18 protein-coding genes are annotated in these 18303 nt (G+C 60.2%); 9 read left to right on the top strand and 9 right to left on the bottom strand.

What is annotated here, in order from left to right; translation table 11 throughout:
- The first annotated feature begins 10 nt into the window (after positions 1 to 10).
- From mltB to ACQ4OB_RS04990, 7 genes are all read left to right on the top strand, one after another.
- Positions 11 to 1021, top strand: a complete 1011-nt coding sequence (gene mltB / locus ACQ4OB_RS04960) for a lytic murein transglycosylase B (RefSeq protein WP_074871191.1) — start codon at positions 11 to 13, stop codon at positions 1019 to 1021.
- Positions 1021 to 2031, top strand: coding sequence for a septal ring lytic transglycosylase RlpA family protein (locus tag ACQ4OB_RS04965; protein WP_102615776.1), 1011 nt, complete (start codon positions 1021 to 1023; stop codon positions 2029 to 2031). The genes mltB and ACQ4OB_RS04965 overlap by 1 nt, the downstream gene beginning before the upstream one ends.
- Positions 2032 to 2214: 183 nt before the next feature.
- The gene (locus tag ACQ4OB_RS04970; RefSeq protein ID WP_074871187.1) at positions 2215 to 3372 is read left to right on the top strand and encodes a D-alanyl-D-alanine carboxypeptidase family protein; all 1158 of its coding nucleotides are present in this window, start codon (positions 2215 to 2217) and stop codon (positions 3370 to 3372) included.
- 80 nt (positions 3373 to 3452) lie between these two features.
- Positions 3453 to 3728 (top strand): DUF493 domain-containing protein, encoded by a 276-nt coding sequence (locus ACQ4OB_RS04975; RefSeq protein ID WP_074871185.1) that lies wholly within the window; start codon positions 3453 to 3455, stop codon positions 3726 to 3728.
- On the top strand, positions 3728 to 4375 hold the full coding sequence (lipB, locus tag ACQ4OB_RS04980; RefSeq protein WP_008152829.1) for a lipoyl(octanoyl) transferase LipB: 648 nt from the start codon (positions 3728 to 3730) through the stop codon (positions 4373 to 4375). Before ACQ4OB_RS04975 ends, lipB begins: the two co-directional genes overlap by 1 nt.
- Before the next feature lies 1 nt (position 4376).
- A complete protein-coding gene (gene lipA, locus ACQ4OB_RS04985; protein ID WP_059402097.1) occupies positions 4377 to 5399 on the top strand; it encodes a lipoyl synthase in 1023 nt (340 codons plus the stop codon).
- A gap of 173 nt (positions 5400 to 5572) precedes the next feature.
- Positions 5573 to 6523 carry a S66 peptidase family protein gene (locus ACQ4OB_RS04990; RefSeq protein ID WP_102615775.1) on the top strand — a complete coding sequence of 317 codons (951 nt, stop codon included), beginning with the start codon at positions 5573 to 5575 and terminating at the stop codon, positions 6521 to 6523.
- Between the two features lie 96 nt (positions 6524 to 6619).
- Here ACQ4OB_RS04990 and ACQ4OB_RS04995 read toward each other — a convergent pair whose 3' ends face one another.
- The 5 genes from ACQ4OB_RS04995 to leuS form a co-directional block, all read right to left on the bottom strand.
- Positions 6620 to 7942, bottom strand: a complete 1323-nt coding sequence (locus ACQ4OB_RS04995) for a lytic murein transglycosylase (protein WP_074871181.1) — start codon at positions 7940 to 7942, stop codon at positions 6620 to 6622.
- Between the two features lie 62 nt (positions 7943 to 8004).
- Positions 8005 to 8169, bottom strand: a complete 165-nt coding sequence (arfA, locus tag ACQ4OB_RS05000) for an alternative ribosome rescue factor ArfA (protein ID WP_047533707.1) — start codon at positions 8167 to 8169, stop codon at positions 8005 to 8007.
- Between the two features lie 244 nt (positions 8170 to 8413).
- Positions 8414 to 9451, bottom strand: coding sequence for a DNA polymerase III subunit delta (gene holA / locus ACQ4OB_RS05005; RefSeq protein WP_074871179.1), 1038 nt, complete (start codon positions 9449 to 9451; stop codon positions 8414 to 8416).
- Positions 9452 to 9490: 39 nt separating this feature from the next.
- Positions 9491 to 10096 (bottom strand): LPS assembly lipoprotein LptE, encoded by a 606-nt coding sequence (gene lptE, locus ACQ4OB_RS05010; protein WP_074880371.1) that lies wholly within the window; start codon positions 10094 to 10096, stop codon positions 9491 to 9493.
- An 88-nt stretch (positions 10097 to 10184) separates the two neighbouring features.
- On the bottom strand, positions 10185 to 12791 hold the full coding sequence (gene leuS, locus ACQ4OB_RS05015) for a leucine--tRNA ligase (protein WP_430955227.1): 2607 nt from the start codon (positions 12789 to 12791) through the stop codon (positions 10185 to 10187).
- A 279-nt stretch (positions 12792 to 13070) separates the two neighbouring features.
- Here leuS and ACQ4OB_RS05020 point away from each other — a divergent pair, with 279 nt between their 5' ends.
- Together ACQ4OB_RS05020 and ACQ4OB_RS05025 are read left to right on the top strand one after the other, a co-directional pair.
- Complete coding sequence (locus tag ACQ4OB_RS05020; protein ID WP_074871175.1) at positions 13071 to 13391, top strand: hypothetical protein; 321 nt, start codon at positions 13071 to 13073, stop codon at positions 13389 to 13391.
- 107 nt (positions 13392 to 13498) lie between these two features.
- A complete protein-coding gene (locus ACQ4OB_RS05025) occupies positions 13499 to 14278 on the top strand; it encodes a YdcF family protein (RefSeq protein WP_102615772.1) in 780 nt (259 codons plus the stop codon).
- A gap of 113 nt (positions 14279 to 14391) precedes the next feature.
- On the opposite strand, the gene lnt is transcribed toward ACQ4OB_RS05025, so the two are convergent.
- The 4 genes from lnt to ACQ4OB_RS05045 are packed head-to-tail and all read right to left on the bottom strand — an operon-like array spanning position 14392 to position 18279.
- Positions 14392 to 15915 (bottom strand): apolipoprotein N-acyltransferase, encoded by a 1524-nt coding sequence (gene lnt, locus ACQ4OB_RS05030; RefSeq protein ID WP_430955228.1) that lies wholly within the window; start codon positions 15913 to 15915, stop codon positions 14392 to 14394.
- A 15-nt stretch (positions 15916 to 15930) separates the two neighbouring features.
- Positions 15931 to 16770, bottom strand: a complete 840-nt coding sequence (locus ACQ4OB_RS05035) for an HlyC/CorC family transporter (RefSeq protein WP_074871170.1) — start codon at positions 16768 to 16770, stop codon at positions 15931 to 15933.
- A gap of 5 nt (positions 16771 to 16775) precedes the next feature.
- Positions 16776 to 17270, bottom strand: a complete 495-nt coding sequence (gene ybeY, locus ACQ4OB_RS05040) for an rRNA maturation RNase YbeY (RefSeq protein WP_074871169.1) — start codon at positions 17268 to 17270, stop codon at positions 16776 to 16778.
- Entirely contained in the window at positions 17263 to 18279 is a 1017-nt protein-coding gene (locus tag ACQ4OB_RS05045) for a PhoH family protein (protein ID WP_074871167.1), read from the bottom strand. The genes ybeY and ACQ4OB_RS05045 overlap by 8 nt, the downstream gene beginning before the upstream one ends.
- Positions 18280 to 18303 lie beyond the last annotated feature (24 nt).

Here is an 18303-nt window from a genome sequence, read left to right on the forward strand (position 1 = left end):
GAAGATTTCAATGCAAGTAATGCGTGGCTGGGCGACTCGATATGCGCCGTGGGTCGGCCTGGTAAGCATCCTTGGCACAGCGCAGGGCGCGCTGGCCGGCGATTACGAAGGCTCACCGCAGGTGGCCGAATTCGTCGGTGAAATGACCCGCGACTACGGTTTTGCCGGTGAGCAGCTGATGGGCGTGTTCCGCGAAGCCGAGCGCAAGCAGTCGATCCTGGACGCGATCTCGAAACCCGCCGAGCGAGTCAAGCAGTGGAACGAATACCGTCCGATGTTCATCACCGACGCGCGCATTGCCCGTGGTGTCGACTTCTGGCGTCAGCACGAAGCGGTACTGGCCCGTGCCGAGCAGGAATACGGCGTGCCGGCGCAGGTCATCGTCTCCATCATCGGCGTCGAGACCTTTTTCGGCCGCAATACCGGCAATTTCCGGGTAATCGACGCCTTGTCGACCCTGGGTTTCGACTATCCTCCCCGTGCCGAATTTTTCCGCAAGGAATTGCGTGAGTTCCTATTGCTCGCCCGGGAAGAGCAGGTCGATCCGCTGACGCTCAAAGGCTCTTACGCGGGCGCCATGGGTTTGCCACAGTTCATGCCGAGCAGCTTTCGCGCCTACGCGGTGGACTTCGACGGTGACGGCCACATAAATATCTGGACCAATCCGGACGATGCCATCGGCAGCGTCGCCAGTTATTTCAAGCGTCACGGCTGGGTTGCCGGCGAACCGGTGGTCGGCCGCGCCGATGTGCGTGGCGATCAGGTGGACGAAGGTTTGACCACGGGCATCGAGCCGACTAAAACGGTTGGGGAGTTGCGGGCGCTGGGGTGGGCAAGTCATGATGCGCTGCGCGATGATATGCCGGTTACGGCGTTCCGCCTGGAAGGTGACAATGGCCCTGAATACTGGATGGGCCTGACGAATTTTTACGCAATCACGCGTTATAACCGCAGCGTGATGTACGCCATGGCCGTACATCAACTGTCTGAACAGCTGGTCCAAGCACGGGGCGTCAAGTAATGCGGGCATTGCCTATGAATAAACCCCTGAAGCTGATGGCATTCGCCGCGTTGGCGATGCTGGTCGCCAGTTGCTCGACCAGCCGCGCGCCTGCTCAGAAATCTGCGACCGCCGTTCGTTCGGCACCTGGCCTGGATATCAACCGGGCGCACAAGGATGGCGCACCCTGGTGGGATGTCGACGTATCGCGTATCCCGGATGCCACGCCAACCCTGCACAGCGGGCCCTATAAAGCCAACCCGTACACCGTGCTGGGCAAGACTTACTTCCCGATGCAAGAATCCAAGACCTACGTGGCCTCGGGCACGGCGTCCTGGTATGGCACCAAATTCCACGGTCAGAACACCGCCAATGGCGAGGTCTACGACCTGTACGGCATGAGTGCTGCGCACAAGACCTTGCCACTGCCGAGTTACGTTCGGGTGACCAACCTGGACAACAACAAGAGCGTAGTCCTGCGGGTCAACGACCGCGGGCCGTTCTACTCGGACCGAATCATCGATTTGTCCTACGCAGCGGCCAAGAAACTCGGTTATGCCGAAACCGGCACCGCGCGGGTCAAGGTCGAAGGCATCGACCCGCAGCAATGGTGGGCCGCCAAAGGGCGCCCGGCGCCTTTGATGCTCAACGAGCCGAAAATTGCGCAGAATAATGCCCCGGTGATCACGGCTTCGGCCGGCACCGTCGAACAATGGACACCCCCGCCGCAGCAGCACGCTGCGGCCGTTGTGCCTTCGCCGATCGATGCAAAAAAAAACGCTTCTGTACCAGCCTCTGGCCAGTATCTGCAGGTGGGCGCGTTCGCCAACCCGGACGCTGCAGAACTCCTGAGATCGAAGCTCAGCGGGATGGTGAGCGCTCCGGTGTTCATCAGTTCGATCGTGCGCAATCAACAGACCCTGCATCGGGTGCGCCTGGGGCCGATCGGCTCGCCGGGTGAAATCCAGCAAGTGCAGAACAGTGTGCGCCTGGCCAATCTCGGTTCGCCGAGCCTGGTCACTGCCGAATAATACGTAGTACTTGATTGACGGTTCGCTTGCGGTTTGGGGGGTGGACCTGGTTGTTGGCTCGTTGAAGAACAAAAGCCCGGCAAGGGTTCAGAGTGAACAACTGAACACGCGACAGCTTTTTAGAGAGCTGTCTGATTAGTTTTGCCCCTTAGGGCAGTTTCCATTAGCGATTTCGAGAGACGGATGAACATCACCACCTTTGCCAAACGCCTGTGCCTGCTAGTCCCGCTGCTCCTCTCGCCTGCCGCTTTCGCGGTCGAGATGATGCCGTCGCCACCGCAACTGGCCGCCAAAGCCTATGTACTTATGGATGCCAGCAGCGGCAACGTGCTGGTGGAGAACAACGGTGACCAGCGTCTGCCTCCGGCCAGCCTGACCAAGCTGATGACCGCGTACATCGCGACCCTGGAAATCCGTCGTGGCCAGATTGGCGAAAACGACCCGGTGACCGTCAGCGAGAACGCCTGGCGTACTGGCGGTTCGCGGATGTTCATCAAGGTCGGCTCGCAAGTCACGGTCAGCGACCTGCTGCACGGCATCATCATTCAGTCGGGTAACGACGCCAGCGTTGCGCTCGCCGAGCACATCGCCGGCAGCGAAGATGCCTTCGCCGACATGATGAACAAAACCGTGGCCGACCTGGGCATGACCAACAGCCACTTCATGAACCCGACCGGTCTGCCGAACCCTGAGCACTACTCGTCGGCTCACGACATGGCCGTGCTGGCTCGCGCAATCATCCACGAAGACCCGGCTCACTACGCGATCTACTCGCAGAAAGAGTTCTTCTGGAACGGTATCAAGCAACCTAACCGTAACCTGCTGCTGTGGCGCGACAAGACGGTCGATGGCTTGAAAACCGGTCACACCGACGAAGCCGGCTACTGCATGGTGTCTTCGGCAGTACGTGATGGCATGCGCCTGATCGCTGTGGTGTTCGGCACCAACAGTGAAGTGGCTCGCGCTTCCGAAACCCAGAAGCTGCTGACCTACGGTTTCCGCTTCTTCGAAACCCAGACCTTCTATCAGAAAGGCGCTGAGCTGGCTCAGGCTCCTGTCTGGAAAGGCACCACCAATCAAGTCAAGGCCGGCCTGGCTCAAGACCTGACCATGACCCTGCCAAAAGGCCAGCTGAAAAAGCTCGCCGCGAGCATGACCATGAACCCGCAACTGATTGCACCCATCGCCAAGGGCGACGTAATCGGTAAAGTCGAAGTGAAGCTGGACGACAAAGTGGTGCATAGCGCTGACCTGATCGCTCTGGACGCAGTCGACGAGGGTGGTATCTTCCGCCGCATGTGGGATAGCATCCGTCTATTCTTCTACGGCTTGTTCAACTGAATTAGTGTGGACCTGCATGGCCCTGTTCCAATCCGGAACGAGGCCATGTCCGTTGCCACGGCTTACGAGGCCGTTACGCCATGACAGACACCGAAGTAAAGGCGCCAAAAATCGAATTCCCCTGCGCGGATTACCCGATCAAGGTAATCGGCGACACCGGCGTGGGTTTCAAGGACAAGATCATCGCGATCCTTGAGAAACACGCGACCGTTGATCACGACACCTTTGCCGAACGGCAGAGCACCAACGGCAAGTACACGACCATCCAGCTGCACATCATCGCCACCGGCCAGGAACAGCTGTACGACATCAACAGCGAGTTGCGGGCTACCGGTTTCGTGCACATGGTGCTGTGATGTCGGGCACGCTGGGCTTTCGTGAGCTTGGCCAGATGGCTTACGAGCCGGTCTGGCATGCCATGCAACGCTTCACCAACGAACGTGGCAGCGATGCCGCGGACGAGATCTGGCTGGTCGAGCACCCACCGGTGTTCACCCAGGGGCAGGCCGGCAAGGCCGAGCATTTGTTGCTGCCGGGAGATATTCCGGTCGTGAAGGTCGATCGCGGTGGCCAGGTGACTTATCACGGTCCCGGCCAATTGGTGGCCTACCTGTTGCTCGATGTACGCAAGCTGGGTTTCGGCGTGCGTGACTTGGTCAGTCGCATGGAACAATGCCTGATCGAGTTGCTGGCCAGCTACGGCGTCACCGCCGTGGCCAAGCCGGATGCCCCGGGTGTCTACGTCAATGGGGCGAAAATCGCTTCTCTGGGTCTGCGGATCCGCCACGGTTGCTCCTTTCATGGCCTGGCCTTGAACGTGGATATGAACCTGGAACCGTTTCGACGGATTAATCCCTGCGGCTACGCCGGGCTGGCGATGACCCAGCTGAGCGATCACGCAGGATCGATTGAATTTGCCGAGGTAAGTGCCCGGCTGCGCGCGCAGCTCGTCAAACACCTCGACTATGCTGAGCAGACGACCCTAACGGGCGGAATCGACTGATATGACTACTGATGCAGTGCAAACCATGATCCCGACGCTGGATGTCACCGAGCGTCCGGCCCCGCGTGCCAAGGTTGAAGCCGGCGTGAAGCTGCGCGGCGCCGAGAAGGTTGCACGTATCCCGGTGAAGATCATTCCGACCACCGAACTGCCAAAGAAACCTGACTGGATTCGCGTGCGTATCCCGGTTTCCCCGGAAGTCGACCGCATCAAGGCCCTGCTGCGCAAACACAAGCTGCACAGCGTGTGCGAAGAGGCGTCCTGCCCGAACCTGGGCGAATGCTTCTCCGGCGGTACTGCGACCTTCATGATCATGGGTGACATCTGCACCCGTCGCTGCCCGTTCTGCGACGTCGGCCACGGTCGTCCGAAGCCACTGGACGTCAACGAGCCGGAAAGCCTGGCCATCGCCATCGCCGACCTGAAACTCAAATACGTGGTGATCACCTCGGTAGACCGCGACGACCTGCGTGACGGCGGTGCCCAGCACTTTGCCGACTGCATCCGCGAGATCCGCAAGCTGTCGCCGAACGTGCAGCTCGAGACCTTGGTCCCGGACTACCGTGGCCGCATGGACGTTGCGTTGGAAATCACTGCTGCCGAGCCGCCAGATGTGTTCAACCACAACCTGGAAACCGTGCCGCGCCTGTACAAGGCCGCGCGTCCGGGTTCGGATTACCAGTGGTCGCTGACCCTGCTGCAACGCTTCAAGCAGATGATGCCGCACATTCCGACCAAGTCCGGCCTGATGCTGGGTCTTGGCGAAACCGACGAAGAAGTGATCGAAGTCATGAAGCGCATGCGCGAGCACGACATCGACATGCTGACCCTGGGCCAGTACCTGCAACCGTCCCGCAGCCACTTGCCGGTCCAGCGTTTCGTGCACCCGGACGTGTTCGCCTGGTTCGCCGAGGAAGGTTACAAGATGGGCTTCAAGAACGTCGCTTCCGGCCCGTTGGTACGTTCTTCGTACCACGCCGACGAGCAGGCGAAGCTGGTTAAAGCCGAGCTGATGTCGTCCTGATCGGTTGCCAGACATGAAAAACGCCCGCAGGCCTTCAGCCTCGCGGGCGTTTTTTTGCCTGCCCACCGCAATGACAGACTTTTCCTGCAACTTTCGGTGCGACGGACCCTCTTCTGTTTGTCCCCGTTCCTGACTACTGTGTGCTTGACGCATTCACGCAGGGAGATTCATGGATGACCGTTTTACCGAACCATACCCTTTGTCCACATGCCCCCGTCCCGGCCTTGCCGTCTGCAGGGCTGATCGGCGTGATCGCGCCTGCCGGCCCTGCGGCACTGAACACTGATAAAGCCATTGCCTGGATGCGCACTCGCGGTTATTCGCTGCGCGTGTTTCCCGGCGTTTATGAGCAAGAGGGTTATCTGGCCGGCAGCGATGATGTGCGGCTCAACGACTTGCATGACGCGTTCGCCGACAGCGAGGTCGATGCCATTATCTGTCTGCGTGGCGGTTACGGTACGCCGCGTTTGCTCGATCGCATCGACTTTGAGCTGCTGCGCAACAATGCCAAGCCGTTCATCGGCTACAGCGACGTCACTGCGCTGCACTTGGCTATCAGTCGTCATGCCGGGTTTGTGACCTTCCATGGCCCGATGCTCAACGCGGACCTGCTGGGTGACAAACAACAACCCACCGAATTCTCGTTTTTCAACATGCTGCGCGGGCAGGTGAAGGCGGGCAGTGTGCTTTCACACCCGGTGGCCTGGCCGTTGACCACCATCGAGCCCGGCATTGCCCATGGACGTTTGCTGGGGGGCAATCTGTCGATGATCGCCGCAACCATGGGTACGCCGTACGAGATCGATGCCGAGGGCGTCATCCTGTTCATCGAGGACATTAACGAGCCGCTGTATCGCATCGACCGGCTGCTGACTCATTTGCGACTGGCCGGCACGCTGCACAAGCTGCGTGGGGTTTTGGTGGGGGATGTGGCGGGGGTCGATACGGTTTCTCTGGAGCGCTTGCTCAAGCAGACCTTTGCACCTTTGCGGATACCGGTGTTGGCAGGGTGGCGTAGCGGGCATTGTGATCCGAACCTGACGTTGCCGATGGGCGCGCTGGTCAGATTGGATGCGGGGGAAAAGGTGTTGGTGTTGGAGCAGGATGTGGTTGTCAGGCGCTAGAGTGTTGTCGCCTGTTAGTCAGTCATCGCGGGCAAGCCATGCTCTTACAGGGTTTATGACGACCCAACGTAGGCGCATGGCTTGCCCGCGATGCTTTTAGCGGTTACGCAGGCCTTCGAGCAACTTGTGCGTCGGATACCCATCCGCCGGCCAGCCAAACGACTGCTGGGCGCTGCGGATCGCCTTGCGGGTATTGGCGCCGATAATCCCGTCGGCGTTGCCCGCGTCGTAGTTCTGGGCACTCAACAGGCTTTGCAGTTCGATCCGCTCGGTACGGCTCAGCGGCAAATCATCTTTGGGCCACGTGCCGTCGATCAGGCCGGCGCCGTTGAAACGCTCGGACAACAAGCTAACGGCCAAGGCGTAGGACGACGAGTTGTTGTACTTGAGGATCGCGCGGAAGTTATCGAGGACCAGGAACGCCGGGCCGCGGTAACCGGCCGGCAGCAGCAGGGCGGCTGACAGGTGTTCGGAACCTGCCGGAACCTGGCCGCCGTTGGGCAGGGTGACGCCCAGTTGCTGCCATTCGGCGACGCTCTTGCGAATCGTGCCATCGGCCAGGATGTAGTTGAAACTGCCTGGCAACTGCACTTCAAAGCCCCACGGCTGGCCTTTCTGCCAGCCTGAGCTTTGCAGGTAGTGTGCCGTCGAGGCCAGCGCGTCGGCCGGGCTGCCCCAGATGTCGCGGCGACCATCGCCATCGAAGTCTACGGCGTGGGTGTTGTAGGTGGTCGGGATGAACTGGGTCTGGCCCATGGCGCCAGCCCAGGAGCCGAGCATTTTCTCGGGCGCGATATCGCCCTGTTGCAGGATCTGCAGGGCGGCGATCAGTTGCGCGTGGGCAAACCCGGGACGCCGACCTTCATAGGCCAGGGTCGCCAGGGAATTGATCACCGACTTGTTGCCCTGGAACTGCCCGAAGTTACTTTCCATGCCCCATACCGAGACCAGTGCCTGGCGATCGACGCCGTAGCGCTGTTCGATGCTTTGCAGGATGTCGGCGTACTGGCTGACCAGCGCCTGGCCTTTGTGTACCCGCAGCGGCGAAAGGGCGCCGTCGAGGTATTCCCAAACCGGACGGGAAAATTCCGGCTGGCTGCGGTCGGCACGGATCACGCTGGAGTCGAGGCTGACATTGGCGAAGGCGCGGTCGAACAGATCGGCGCGGATACCGGCGGCCAGAGCGTCCTTGCGGAAACCCGCCTGCCATTCGGCGAAGGTCTGGGTGGGCTGGATATCGAGGTTTTCACCGGTCGGCACCACGGGCGGAATGACCGCAGGGGCTGTCGCGACAGGGAGGGTCTGAAGCGGCTTGGCGTCGGCTGCGGTGGGTTTTTCCGCGCAGGCGACTAGCAAAATGAGGCTGGAGGCAGCTATCAGTTGGCGCACAGGCCAACGACGGGAAATACAAAAGGGCATGCACGGGTCCAGGGAGTACGAATCAGGTGCAGACCTTAACATGTTGAGCGAGCGCTTGCCTTTCAGGCCGCCAGAAAGTAAGAAGCCTCCCAGCTATTAGACTGGAAGGCTTCGCGGCGGTAGCTGCCTTTGCCCTTGCCGGCTCGTTCCTGACGGCTGCGGAACAGTGGCTGGGCGATGATGGATTTGGCCTTGTTGGGGCCACGTTTAGATGGCTTTTTGCTCATGATCGGATCTCTCGATTGAGTGGGTTTTGCGGGGGAAATAATCTGCCGAAGTTGAGATTCTGTCTATAGGGCAAATGGATGTGAGTAGCGTAGGAAACCTCTGTAGCAGCTGGCGAAGCCTGCGTTCGGCTGCGCAGCAGTCGTAAAATCGGACAGCGCGGTGTGCCAGGATGATCCGGAACTCAGTATTGACGACTGCTGCGCAGCCGAACGCAGGCTTCGCCAGCTGCTACAGAGGGCGTGTTTACTCGGCAGGCAAGGTCAGGCGTTGGCCGGCCATCAACAACGACAATCGACTAAGGCTCATCCATGGCGAGCCTGCAGCCTGGCCTTTGATTTGCGCATCGATGCGCTGAGCTTCCAGCAATAGCTGCGCCCAGCGTTGCGCCGAGTAGCGTTGCAAGGCTTTGCTCATCAGTGGCTTGCGTTTGTCCCAGACCGGCGGTCGGGCGGAGCTGAAGGCTTTGTCCAGTGGCACGCCCTGGCTGTACTGCAGCGACAGGTTGGCCAACAGACGCAGTTCCCGGGCCAGCGCCCAGAGGATCACTGGTGGCTCAACGCCTTCGCCGCGCAGCCCTTCAAGCATGCGCAGGGCATGAGCGGCTTCGCCGTTGAGAATCGCGTCGGTCAGGCCAAAGACATCGAAGCGCGCACTGTCGGCCACCGCCGCTTGCACGGTTTCGACGGTGATCTGGCCACCTTCGGCCATCAGCTTGAGCTTTTCGATTTCCTGGGCCGCCGCCAGCAGGTTGCCCTCGACCCGTGCGGCGATCAGTTCGACGGCGTCCTGGCTGGCGGAAAGCCCTGCCTGGGACAACCGTTGACGGATCCAGCTCGGCAACTGGTTGGTCTCTATCGGCCAGATTTGCACGAACTGGGTCTGTTGACCTTCGATCAGCGCCTTGCCCCACTTGGTTTTCTGCGCGCTGCCATCGAGTTTCGGCAGGCTGATCAGCAACACCGTGTCTTCGGCGGGCCGTGAGCAGTACTCGATAAACGCGGCAGCGCCTTTGTCACCGGGTTTGCCGGACGGCAGACGCAGTTCCAGCAGGCGCTTTTCGGCGAACAGCGACATGCTCGCGCCGGCTTGCAGCAACGTTCCCCAGTCGAAACTGGCGTCGGCGGCGAAGACCTGGCGTTCGTCGAATCCCTGTTGGCGGGCGGCGGCACGAATGGCGTCGGCAGCTTCCTGACACAGCAGTGGGTCATCGCCACTGATGATGTAGACCGGCGCGAGTGCACCTTGCAGGTGTTTGGCGAGTTGGGCGGGGGCGAGTTTCATAGGCGAGGGCTAACGGGGCGCCTGAGCGCCCCGTAAGTCTTACTGCTGCGGCAGTTCGATTGGCGACTGGCGTGGCGTTTGCGCTTCAACCTTCTGCGCCGCTTCCAGTGCATCGGCCTCAGCCTTGGCTTTGGCGTTGGCGGTCTGTTGCATCTGGTCCAGCTGAGCAGGCGTGAGCTGTTGCAGACGCAGCATCATCCGTTGGACCAGTTCACGACGGGTTTCCTTGCGGGCGTCGTTGGCTTCCTGGTCGGAACCCACCAGGTTGCTGCCGTCGTGGATAAAGATTTTTTGCACTTCGAGCTTGTCGCTCAGCAGCGGCAGGTTGCTCTCGCCACGGATGTCGTAGCTCAGCAAGGTGCTTACCTGGTACTCGCCAGTACGACCGGCACCTGCGTAGCTGAGGATGCGCTGGCTTTCCTGCTCATCAGTCAGCACCAGTTTGTAAGGTGCACCGCTGTAGACCTTGACGCCGCTGCTTTCCAGCACTTGACGCAGTTGCGTCACGATTTCGCCGTAAGCGTTACGGGCACTCAGGTCGAGTTCCTTGATCGCCAGTTCATTGGTGCCGGTGCCGCGCAGCTGGAAACCGCAGGCGCTCAACAGGACCGCAAGGCCCATCACCAGCAAATTGCGTTTGATCATCTTGTTGCTCCCCTTGAAACCATGTGGGCCGATCATGCGGCCCGAAAGGTTTTACTCGGCGCCAGGCATGACCTGGCGCCTGATCCAATTAGCTTGCGACGATATTGACCAGTTTCCCGGGCACTACGATCACTTTACGAATGGTCAGACCGTCGACAAAGCGCAGCACGTTCTCATTGGCCCGTGCGGCGGCTTCGACTTCTTCGCGGCTGGCGCTGGCGGGCATTTCGATGTGGCCGCGCAGCTTGCCGTTGACCTGGATGACCAGTTGCAGGCTGTCCTGTACCAACGCGCTTTCGTCCAGCACCGGCCAGGCGGCGTCGATCACCGGGTCAGCGTGACCCAGTTGATTCCACAGCTCGTGGCTGATGTGCGGTGTGATCGGAGCCAGCAGCAGCGTTACGGCTTCCAGGCCTTCGTGAATCAGCGCGCGATCCTGTTCAGTGCCTTGCGGGGCTTTTTCCAGCACGTTCATCAGCGTCATCACCTGAGCGATGGCGGTGTTGAATTTGTGGTTCTGGCCGACGTCGTGGCTGGCCTGCTTGATCGCCTGGTGGATCGAACGGCGAATGGCTTTCTGCCCGTCATTCAGGCCGGCGACGTCCAGTGTGCCCGGCAGGCCCTGAGTGACGTGGGCCTGAGCCAGGCGCCAGACACGCTTGAGGAAGCGATGCGAACCTTCTACGCCGGAGTCGGACCATTCCGCGCTCATGTCGGGTGGCGAGGCGAACATCATGAACAGGCGGCAGGTGTCTGCGCCGAACTGGTCGATCATCGACTGTGGGTCAACGCCGTTGTTCTTCGACTTGGCCATCTTCTCGGTGCCACCGATTTCCACCGGCAGGCCGTCCGCGATCAGCTTGGCGCTGATGACCTTGGCCTTGCTGTCGCGTTCGAGTTCGACATCCGCCGGGTTGAACCAGGTGTAAGCACCGTTGGCTTCGCGGCGATAGTAAGTCTCGGCGATCACCATGCCCTGGGTCAGCAGGTTCTTGAACGGTTCGTTGGAGCTCACCAGGCCTTCGTCGCGCATCAGCTTGTGGAAGAAACGTGCGTAGAGCAGGTGAAGAATGGCGTGTTCGATACCGCCGATGTACTGATCAACCGGCAACCAATGGTCGGCCGCCGATTTTTCCACCAGGCCGCCTTCATAGTGCGGCGAGGCGTAACGGGCGTAGTACCACGAGGACTCGACGAAGGTGTCCATGGTGTCGGTTTCACGCTTGGCCGGTGCGCCGCATTTCGGGCAGCTGCACTCGTAGAACTCGGGCATGCGCGCCAATGGCGAACCGGCGCCATCCGGCACGACGTCTTCCGGAAGTACCACGGGCAATTGATCTTGCGGGACCGGCACATCACCGCAGGTGGTGCAGTGGATGATCGGGATCGGGCAGCCCCAGTAGCGCTGACGGCTGATGCCCCAGTCGCGCAGGCGGAACTGGGTACGCGAGGCGCCGAGGTTCTTCTTGATCAGCGCGACTTCGATGGCGTCGAAAGCGCCTGGGAAGTCGAGGCCGTCGAATTCGCCGGAGTTGATCAGCGTGCCGTGCTCGCCGTACGCGTCCTGCCACGGAGCCGGGTTGGTGTCACCGGAACTTGTGCGTACCACGGACTTGATTGGCAGGTTGTACTTGGTAGCGAACTCGAAATCGCGTTCATCGTGAGCCGGAACAGCCATCACCGCGCCATCGCCGTAGTGCATCAGCACATAGTTGGCGACCCACACCGGGAGTTTCTCGCCGGTCAGCGGATGTTCGACGAACAGCGAAGTCGGCAGGCCTTTCTTCTCTTGGGTGGCGACGTCGGCTTCGGCAACGCTGCCGCCCTTGCATTCAGCGATGAACGCTTGCAGCTCAGGGTTGTTCTGCGCGGCCAGGGTCGCCAAATGGTGCTCGGCGGCTACGGCAACGTAGGTCGCGCCCATCAAGGTGTCTGGTCGGGTGGTGAAAACTTTCAGCGCACCGGCTTCGCCGATGGACGCAACGTCATACGGGAACTGCACTTCCATGCCGCGGGATTTGCCGATCCAGTTGCGCTGCATGGTCTTGACCTGTTCAGGCCAGCCAGTCAGTTCGTCGAGGCTTTCCAGCAGCTCATCCGCGTAGGCGGTGATCTTGAAGTAGTACATCGGGATTTCGCGCTTTTCGATCAGCGCGCCGGAACGCCAGCCGCGACCGTCGATCACTTGCTCGTTGGCCAGGACGGTCTGGTCGACCGGGTCCCAGTTCACGGTGCCGCTTTTCTTGTAAATCACGCCTTTTTCGAACAGGCGAGTGAACAGCCATTGTTCCCAGCGGTAGTAATCAGGCTTGCAGGTGGTGACTTCGCGGGACCAGTCCACCGCGAGGCCCAGGCTGCGCAGCTGGGTTTTCATGTAGGCGATGTTTTCGTAGGTCCACTTGGCGGGCGCTACGTTGTTCTTCATCGCGGCGTTTTCCGCCGGCATGCCGAAGGCGTCCCAACCCATGGGTTGCAGGACGTTCTTGCCTTGCATGCGCTGGTAGCGGGAGATCACGTCGCCGATGGTGTAGTTGCGCACGTGCCCCATGTGTAGCTTGCCGCTGGGGTAAGGGAACATCGACAGGCAGTAGAAAGTCTCCTTGCCTGGCTGTTCACTGACTTCAAAGGACTTTTGCTCGTCCCAGAACGACTGGGCGGCGGCTTCGATTTCACGGGGCTGATATTGTTCGTGCATGGCTACTTTTGAACTGAATAGGGGTGGCCTAATCCTCTTCAATGCAACGCTGGACGGTGATCACGCCAAATCGGCGTTTCGGTGCCCAGGCGAGCTGGAAGTGGAGTTACAGGAAGCGCCGTAGCATACATGACCGCACTCTACCGAGGGAAACCCTGATTGCTGCTGCGGGTCGCCCAAAAACCGCTGCGAGGGCCGTTGGTCGCAGTACTCAGCCGGTTTGTTGATGGAGGCTAAGCTCTAAATGGGGAGTGAGTCTTATCTTCAATGAGGTGATGGATGGTTGAGTCACGGCAAAAAGTTACAAAACCGGAGCTGTACGAAAGACTGATCGATCGTTTGGGAATGGCCTTGGACGCGGCAAAAACCGCTGACCGGTTACGCGATGAGCGTCCGTTGGAACTGGAATTGCGTGGCTTGAGCCCCGCAGAGTTTGATCTGGTCAAGGCGTATCTCGATCGCAGTGAACGTGAGACACACGGATGCTTGTCAGAAGCAGTGAAGCAACTCGACGCACCACGTTCGGCCAAGATCATCTGGCTCAAGGACAAGGCTCCTGGCAAGGACACGGTAAAGGTCCGGTCTTTGCAGTTCAAGTAAGGACACTGGAAGCAATGTCTGATGTATTTGTGAAGCTTGGTCCTTCCGTATTTGTTGTCGCATTGCGTCAACCCACTTAGGCTTCGGGCATCTTTTGGAGATGCTCGATGCCTTTTCGATATTTCGTTAAACAACTCCTGTTGCCGCCCGGCATTCTTTTGCTGCTGTTGGTGCTTGCGTGGTGGTTGCGACGCTCAAGACCGCGCCTTGCCGGGTTGTGCTTTGCCTTAGGCGTGGGCGGCTTCTGGTTGATGAGCTTGCCGGTGGTGGTGCAGTGGGGTGCGAAGACGCTGGAGCGTGAAGCGCCGCTGGCTCGTAATGAATGGGCGACATTGGCGCAGCGTGCCGACGCGATTGTCGTGCTGGGCGCGGGGCGCGAACGTGGCGATCTGGCCTGGGGCGACGACCAGCCGACGGGGGTGGCGCTGCAGCGCGAGCGTTATACGGCGCGGCTGGCCAAGGCGTCGGGCTTGCCGGTCCTGACCAGCGGCGGTTTGCATTACGGTACGCCGCCGACTGAGGCCAGGTTGATGGCTGACTCATTGCAAGATGATTTCGGCGTGACGGTGCGTTGGCAGGAAGGGCGCAGCCGCACGACCTGGGAGAACGCGCAGTTCAGCGCCGAGGTGTTGTTGCCGCAAGGGATCAAGCGCGTGGTGATCGTGACTCAGGCCTGGCACATGCCGCGAGCCGTCTGGAGTTTCGAAAAGGCAGGTTTTGAAGTAGTCCCGGCGCCGATGGGGTTTTTAGGCGTGGACAACGCCCGGCCACTGGGCGGCTGGATGCCGGAATTCAAGTCAATCTGGCAGAGCGGGCAGTTGATGAATGAGGCGGTGGGGCAGATCGGGTATTCGATCTTTTACCGAGGCGATGTTGGTGCTGATTGATCGTTCCCACGCTCCGCGTGGGAATGCCGCCGGGGACGCTCTGCGTCCCGCTGTTGACGCTGTGACGCAGAGCGTCACGGGATGCATTCCCACGCGGAGCGTGGGAACGATCATCAGACTGTCTTGGCCATTCGGCTTGCGATCAGCGCCCAGCCAAACAACAACACGCAAACAATGATCAGTGGCCACGAACGCCATTCCAGATAAGGCGTCAGGTTGTGCATGGGCACCACTTCACCGTACAAAATGCCACGTTCAAACTGAGGGATCTGCACGGTGATCTGACCGAACGGGTTGATCAGGCCGGTCACGCCGTTGTTGGTGGCGCGGATCATCCAGCGACCAGCCTCGAGCGCGCGCATCTGCGCCATCTGTAAATGTTGCAGCGGGCCGATGGACGTGCCGAACCAGGTGTCATTACTGATGGTCAGCAGCAGATCGCTGCGCGCCGCAAGGCTGGCGGCGAATTCCGGGTAAACCACTTCGTAGCAGATGAACGGTGCAATCTGATAGCCCTTAGCTTGCAGCATCGCCTGATCGGCGGGACCGCGGGCAAAGTCCGACATCGGCAGGTCGAAGAAGGCGATCAATCCGCGCAGCACGTCCTGCAACGGAACGTATTCGCCAAACGGCACCAGCTTCTGTTTGAGGTAAGTGCCATCGCCTTCGCCCACGACGGTGATGCCGTTGTAGAAACGCTTCTGGTGATGGACTTCCTCGCGAATCGGTACACCGGTAATCAGCGCGGATTTACGCTCTGCGGCGAAGCTTCCCATCATGTTCAGGTAGCCCTCGGCGGACTCCTTGAGCACCGGGATGGCCGTTTCCGGCCAGATCAGCAAGTCGACCGGTTTGGAGCTGAAACTCATGTCACGGTACAGCGCCAACTGCGCGTTGAGCTGCGTCGGATCCCACTTCATGCTCTGTTCGATGTTGCCCTGAATCGCTGCGACACTTAGCGGAGCACCCGCCGGGGTTGTCCAGGCGTGTTCCTTGAGCGCCATGCCGGCCACCCAAGGGCCAATCAGCAGCAACACACCTGCGGCGATAAAGCCTTTGCGGCCGGTGCGCAGCAGTCGCAATGCGTTATAGATCAGCGCTGCCGTCAGGGCCAGGGTGAAGGAAATCAGCCACATCCCGCCCAGCGGGGCGAGCCCGGCCAACGGGCCGTCGAGCTGACTGTAGCCGGAATAAAGCCAGGGGAAACCCGTCAGGAACCAGCCGCGAAAGGCTTCCTGGCCGACCCACAACGCTGCAAACGCCAGGGCGTCGGCCAGCGGCGCTTCGTTACGGCGCAGCCAGCGCGCCCAGATCCAGGCGGGCAGGGCGAAGAACCAGGCAATCGCCGCCGTGAAGATCAGCATCAGGAAACCAGCCAGCAGCACCGAAGCGCCGCCGAAGTGGTGAATGCTGTAGTAGATCCAACTGGTGCCAGCGCCAAACAGGCCGAAACCGAAACACCAGCCACGGCCCAGGGCCTGACGTGGGTTCAGTTCGCGCAAGCCGGCATAAAAGAAACCGACCGCCAGCAACGCCAACGGCCAGATATCGAACGGCGCCAGGGCCAGGGTGGTGATTGCACCGGCCGCCACGGCCAGCAGGTTACCGGGCCAGCCGGGGCGGGTTATCCAGCGCATTTCTATCCTTAGTTTTTACCGGGCGATAGGTGACAGGCGCAGCAGGTGAATCCGACGGCTGTCGGCGTTCAGGATGCGGAAGCGATAGGGGCCGATTTCAGTGATTTCGTTGCGTTTTGGCAGGTGCCCGAACGCGCTCATCACCAGACCGCCGACCGTGTCGAATTCGTCATCGGAGAATTGGCTGTCGAAGAATTCGTTGAAATTCTCGATCGGCGTCAGGGCCTTGATCAGGAAGTCACCGCTGGGCAGCGGCTTGATGTAGCTGTCTTCTTCGACGTCATGCTCGTCTTCGATGTCGCCGACGATCTGTTCCAGCACGTCTTCGATGGTCACCAGGCCCGCCACGCCGCCGTATTCGTCGATGACGATAGCCATGTGGTTGTGGTTGGCACGGAACTCGCGCAGCAGCACATTCAGGCGCTTGGACTCGGGCACGAAAGTGGCCGGGCGCAGCAAGTCCTTGATGTTGAAGCTGTCGCCGTTCTCCTTGAGGATCAACGGCAGCAAGTCCTTGGCCAGCAACACGCCCATCACGTCATCGTGGCTTTCGCCGATCACCGGGTAGCGGGAGTGGGCCGAGTCGACCACGGCAGGCAGGAACTCGCGGGGTGTCTGGGTCGCCTTGATGCTGATCATCTGCGAGCGCGGGACCATGATGTCCCGTACTTGCAGGTCAGCCACCTGGATGGCGCCTTCGACGATGGCCAGCGCTTCGCTGTCCAGCAACTTGTTTTGGTGGGCGTCGCGCAGCAGCTCCAGCAGCTCCTGGCGGTTCTTCGGCTCGTGGGCAAAAGCCTGGGTGAGCTTACCCAGCCATGACTTTTGCCCGTTGCTCGATCGATCTTCGCTCATAGCGATTACTCTGAATCCTTTGTTGTAACGATAGGGGATGTGTCTGTTTCGTCGTCCGCATACGGGTCGGGATAGCCCAACTCTGCAAGCAACGTTCGTTCCAGTGCTTCCATTTCTTCGGCTTCCTCGTCATCGATATGGTCGTAACCAAGCAGATGCAGGCAGCCGTGAATGACCAGGTGAGCCCAATGGGCCTTGAGTGCCTTGCCTTGTTCGGTTGCTTCGCGCTCGACCACCGCCACGCAGATCACCAGATCGCCCAATAGCGGGATATCCAGAAATTCGTCGGGCACATCGGCAGGAAACGACAAGACGTTAGTGGCGTAATCCTTTTGCCGCCAGGTGTGGTTCAGCTCGCGACCTTCCGCTTCATCGACCAAACGAATGGTCATTTCGGAGTCGGCTGTGCGCTGGCGCAGCGCCAGTTCGCACCATTGGCGGAACTCGGCTTCGCTGGGCGCAGGCGCTTCGGTAGCCAGTTGCAGATCAAGCTCAAGCATCGTGGCGATTGTCCTTGGACGAGACCTTCGCCGGTTCGTCGGCCACGCGATTCTCGAAGCGCTCGTAGGCTTCGACAATGCGCTGCACCAATGGATGGCGCACGACGTCTTTGGGCATGAAATGGGTGAAGCTGATGCCCGGTACGTCCTTGAGCACTTCGATCACATGGTGCAGCCCGGACTTGGTGCCTTTCGGCAGGTCGACCTGGGTGATGTCACCGGTGATGACGGCGGTAGAGCCGAAGCCGATCCGGGTAAGGAACATTTTCATCTGCTCGACGGTGGTGTTCTGGCTTTCGTCGAGGATGATGAAACTGTTGTTCAAGGTTCGGCCGCGCATGTAGGCCAGCGGCGCAACTTCGATCACCTGACGCTCGATCAGCTTGGCCACGTATTCGAAGCCGAGCATTTCGTAGAGTGCATCGTAGAGCGGGCGCAGGTACGGGTCGATCTTCTGCGACAGGTCGCCGGGCAGGAAACCAAGCTTTTCACCTGCTTCAACCGCCGGTCGTACCAGCAGGATGCGGCGAATCTGCTCGCGTTCCAGTGCGTCTACCGCGCAGGCAACGGCCAGATAGGTCTTGCCGGTACCGGCCGGGCCGATGCCGAAGTTGATGTCGTTACCGAGGATTTCCTTCACATAGCGCAACTGATTCAAGCCGCGAGGGCGAATCATGCCTTTCTTGGTGCGCAGGGCGACGGAAGGTTCGGAGGGGGAGACGTTGTCCAGCTCTTCGACGGCCGATTCCTGCAGGAACAGGTGAACCATGTCCGGCGACAGCTCGGTACCCTTGGTTTCCCGGTACAGGCGGCGCAGGAGGTTTTCCGCGGAGGTGGTGTGCTTGGGATCGCCGATCAGTTCGAACTGGTCTCCGCGGTTGCGGATCTCGATATTCAGGCGCTGTTCGATCAAGCGCAGATGCTCGTCGAATTGCCCGCACAGATTGGCGAAGCGGCGAGCTTCAAAAGGCTCGAGGATAAAACGATGTGGTTCTATGGGTGCGTTCAAGGTCGTATTTAGCCGCCCTGGGGC

The sequence above is a fragment of the Pseudomonas sp. ES4 genome, from assembly GCF_050586665.1.
In the GTDB taxonomy this organism is placed as follows: domain Bacteria; phylum Pseudomonadota; class Gammaproteobacteria; order Pseudomonadales; family Pseudomonadaceae; genus Aquipseudomonas; species Aquipseudomonas frederiksbergensis.

Coding starts and splice junctions, on each gene's coding strand:
- lipB (WP_008152829.1), top strand. CDS start 3,728: ATGTCGGGCACGCTGGGCTTTCGTGAGCTTGGCCAGATGGCTTACGAG.
- ACQ4OB_RS04995 (WP_074871181.1), bottom strand. CDS start 7,942: ATGCCCTTTTGTATTTCCCGTCGTTGGCCTGTGCGCCAACTGATAGCT.
- ACQ4OB_RS04990 (WP_102615775.1), top strand. CDS start 5,573: ATGACCGTTTTACCGAACCATACCCTTTGTCCACATGCCCCCGTCCCG.
- lnt (WP_430955228.1), bottom strand. CDS start 15,915: ATGCGCTGGATAACCCGCCCCGGCTGGCCCGGTAACCTGCTGGCCGTG.
- lipA (WP_059402097.1), top strand. CDS start 4,377: ATGACTACTGATGCAGTGCAAACCATGATCCCGACGCTGGATGTCACC.
- ACQ4OB_RS04970 (WP_074871187.1), top strand. CDS start 2,215: ATGAACATCACCACCTTTGCCAAACGCCTGTGCCTGCTAGTCCCGCTG.
- ACQ4OB_RS04975 (WP_074871185.1), top strand. CDS start 3,453: ATGACAGACACCGAAGTAAAGGCGCCAAAAATCGAATTCCCCTGCGCG.
- ACQ4OB_RS05020 (WP_074871175.1), top strand. CDS start 13,071: ATGGTTGAGTCACGGCAAAAAGTTACAAAACCGGAGCTGTACGAAAGA.
- arfA (WP_047533707.1), bottom strand. CDS start 8,169: ATGAGCAAAAAGCCATCTAAACGTGGCCCCAACAAGGCCAAATCCATC.
- ACQ4OB_RS05035 (WP_074871170.1), bottom strand. CDS start 16,770: ATGAGCGAAGATCGATCGAGCAACGGGCAAAAGTCATGGCTGGGTAAG.
- lptE (WP_074880371.1), bottom strand. CDS start 10,096: ATGATCAAACGCAATTTGCTGGTGATGGGCCTTGCGGTCCTGTTGAGC.
- mltB (WP_074871191.1), top strand. CDS start 11: ATGCAAGTAATGCGTGGCTGGGCGACTCGATATGCGCCGTGGGTCGGC.
- ybeY (WP_074871169.1), bottom strand. CDS start 17,270: ATGCTTGAGCTTGATCTGCAACTGGCTACCGAAGCGCCTGCGCCCAGC.
- ACQ4OB_RS05025 (WP_102615772.1), top strand. CDS start 13,499: ATGCCTTTTCGATATTTCGTTAAACAACTCCTGTTGCCGCCCGGCATT.
- ACQ4OB_RS04965 (WP_102615776.1), top strand. CDS start 1,021: ATGCGGGCATTGCCTATGAATAAACCCCTGAAGCTGATGGCATTCGCC.
- leuS (WP_430955227.1), bottom strand. CDS start 12,791: ATGCACGAACAATATCAGCCCCGTGAAATCGAAGCCGCCGCCCAGTCG.
- holA (WP_074871179.1), bottom strand. CDS start 9,451: ATGAAACTCGCCCCCGCCCAACTCGCCAAACACCTGCAAGGTGCACTC.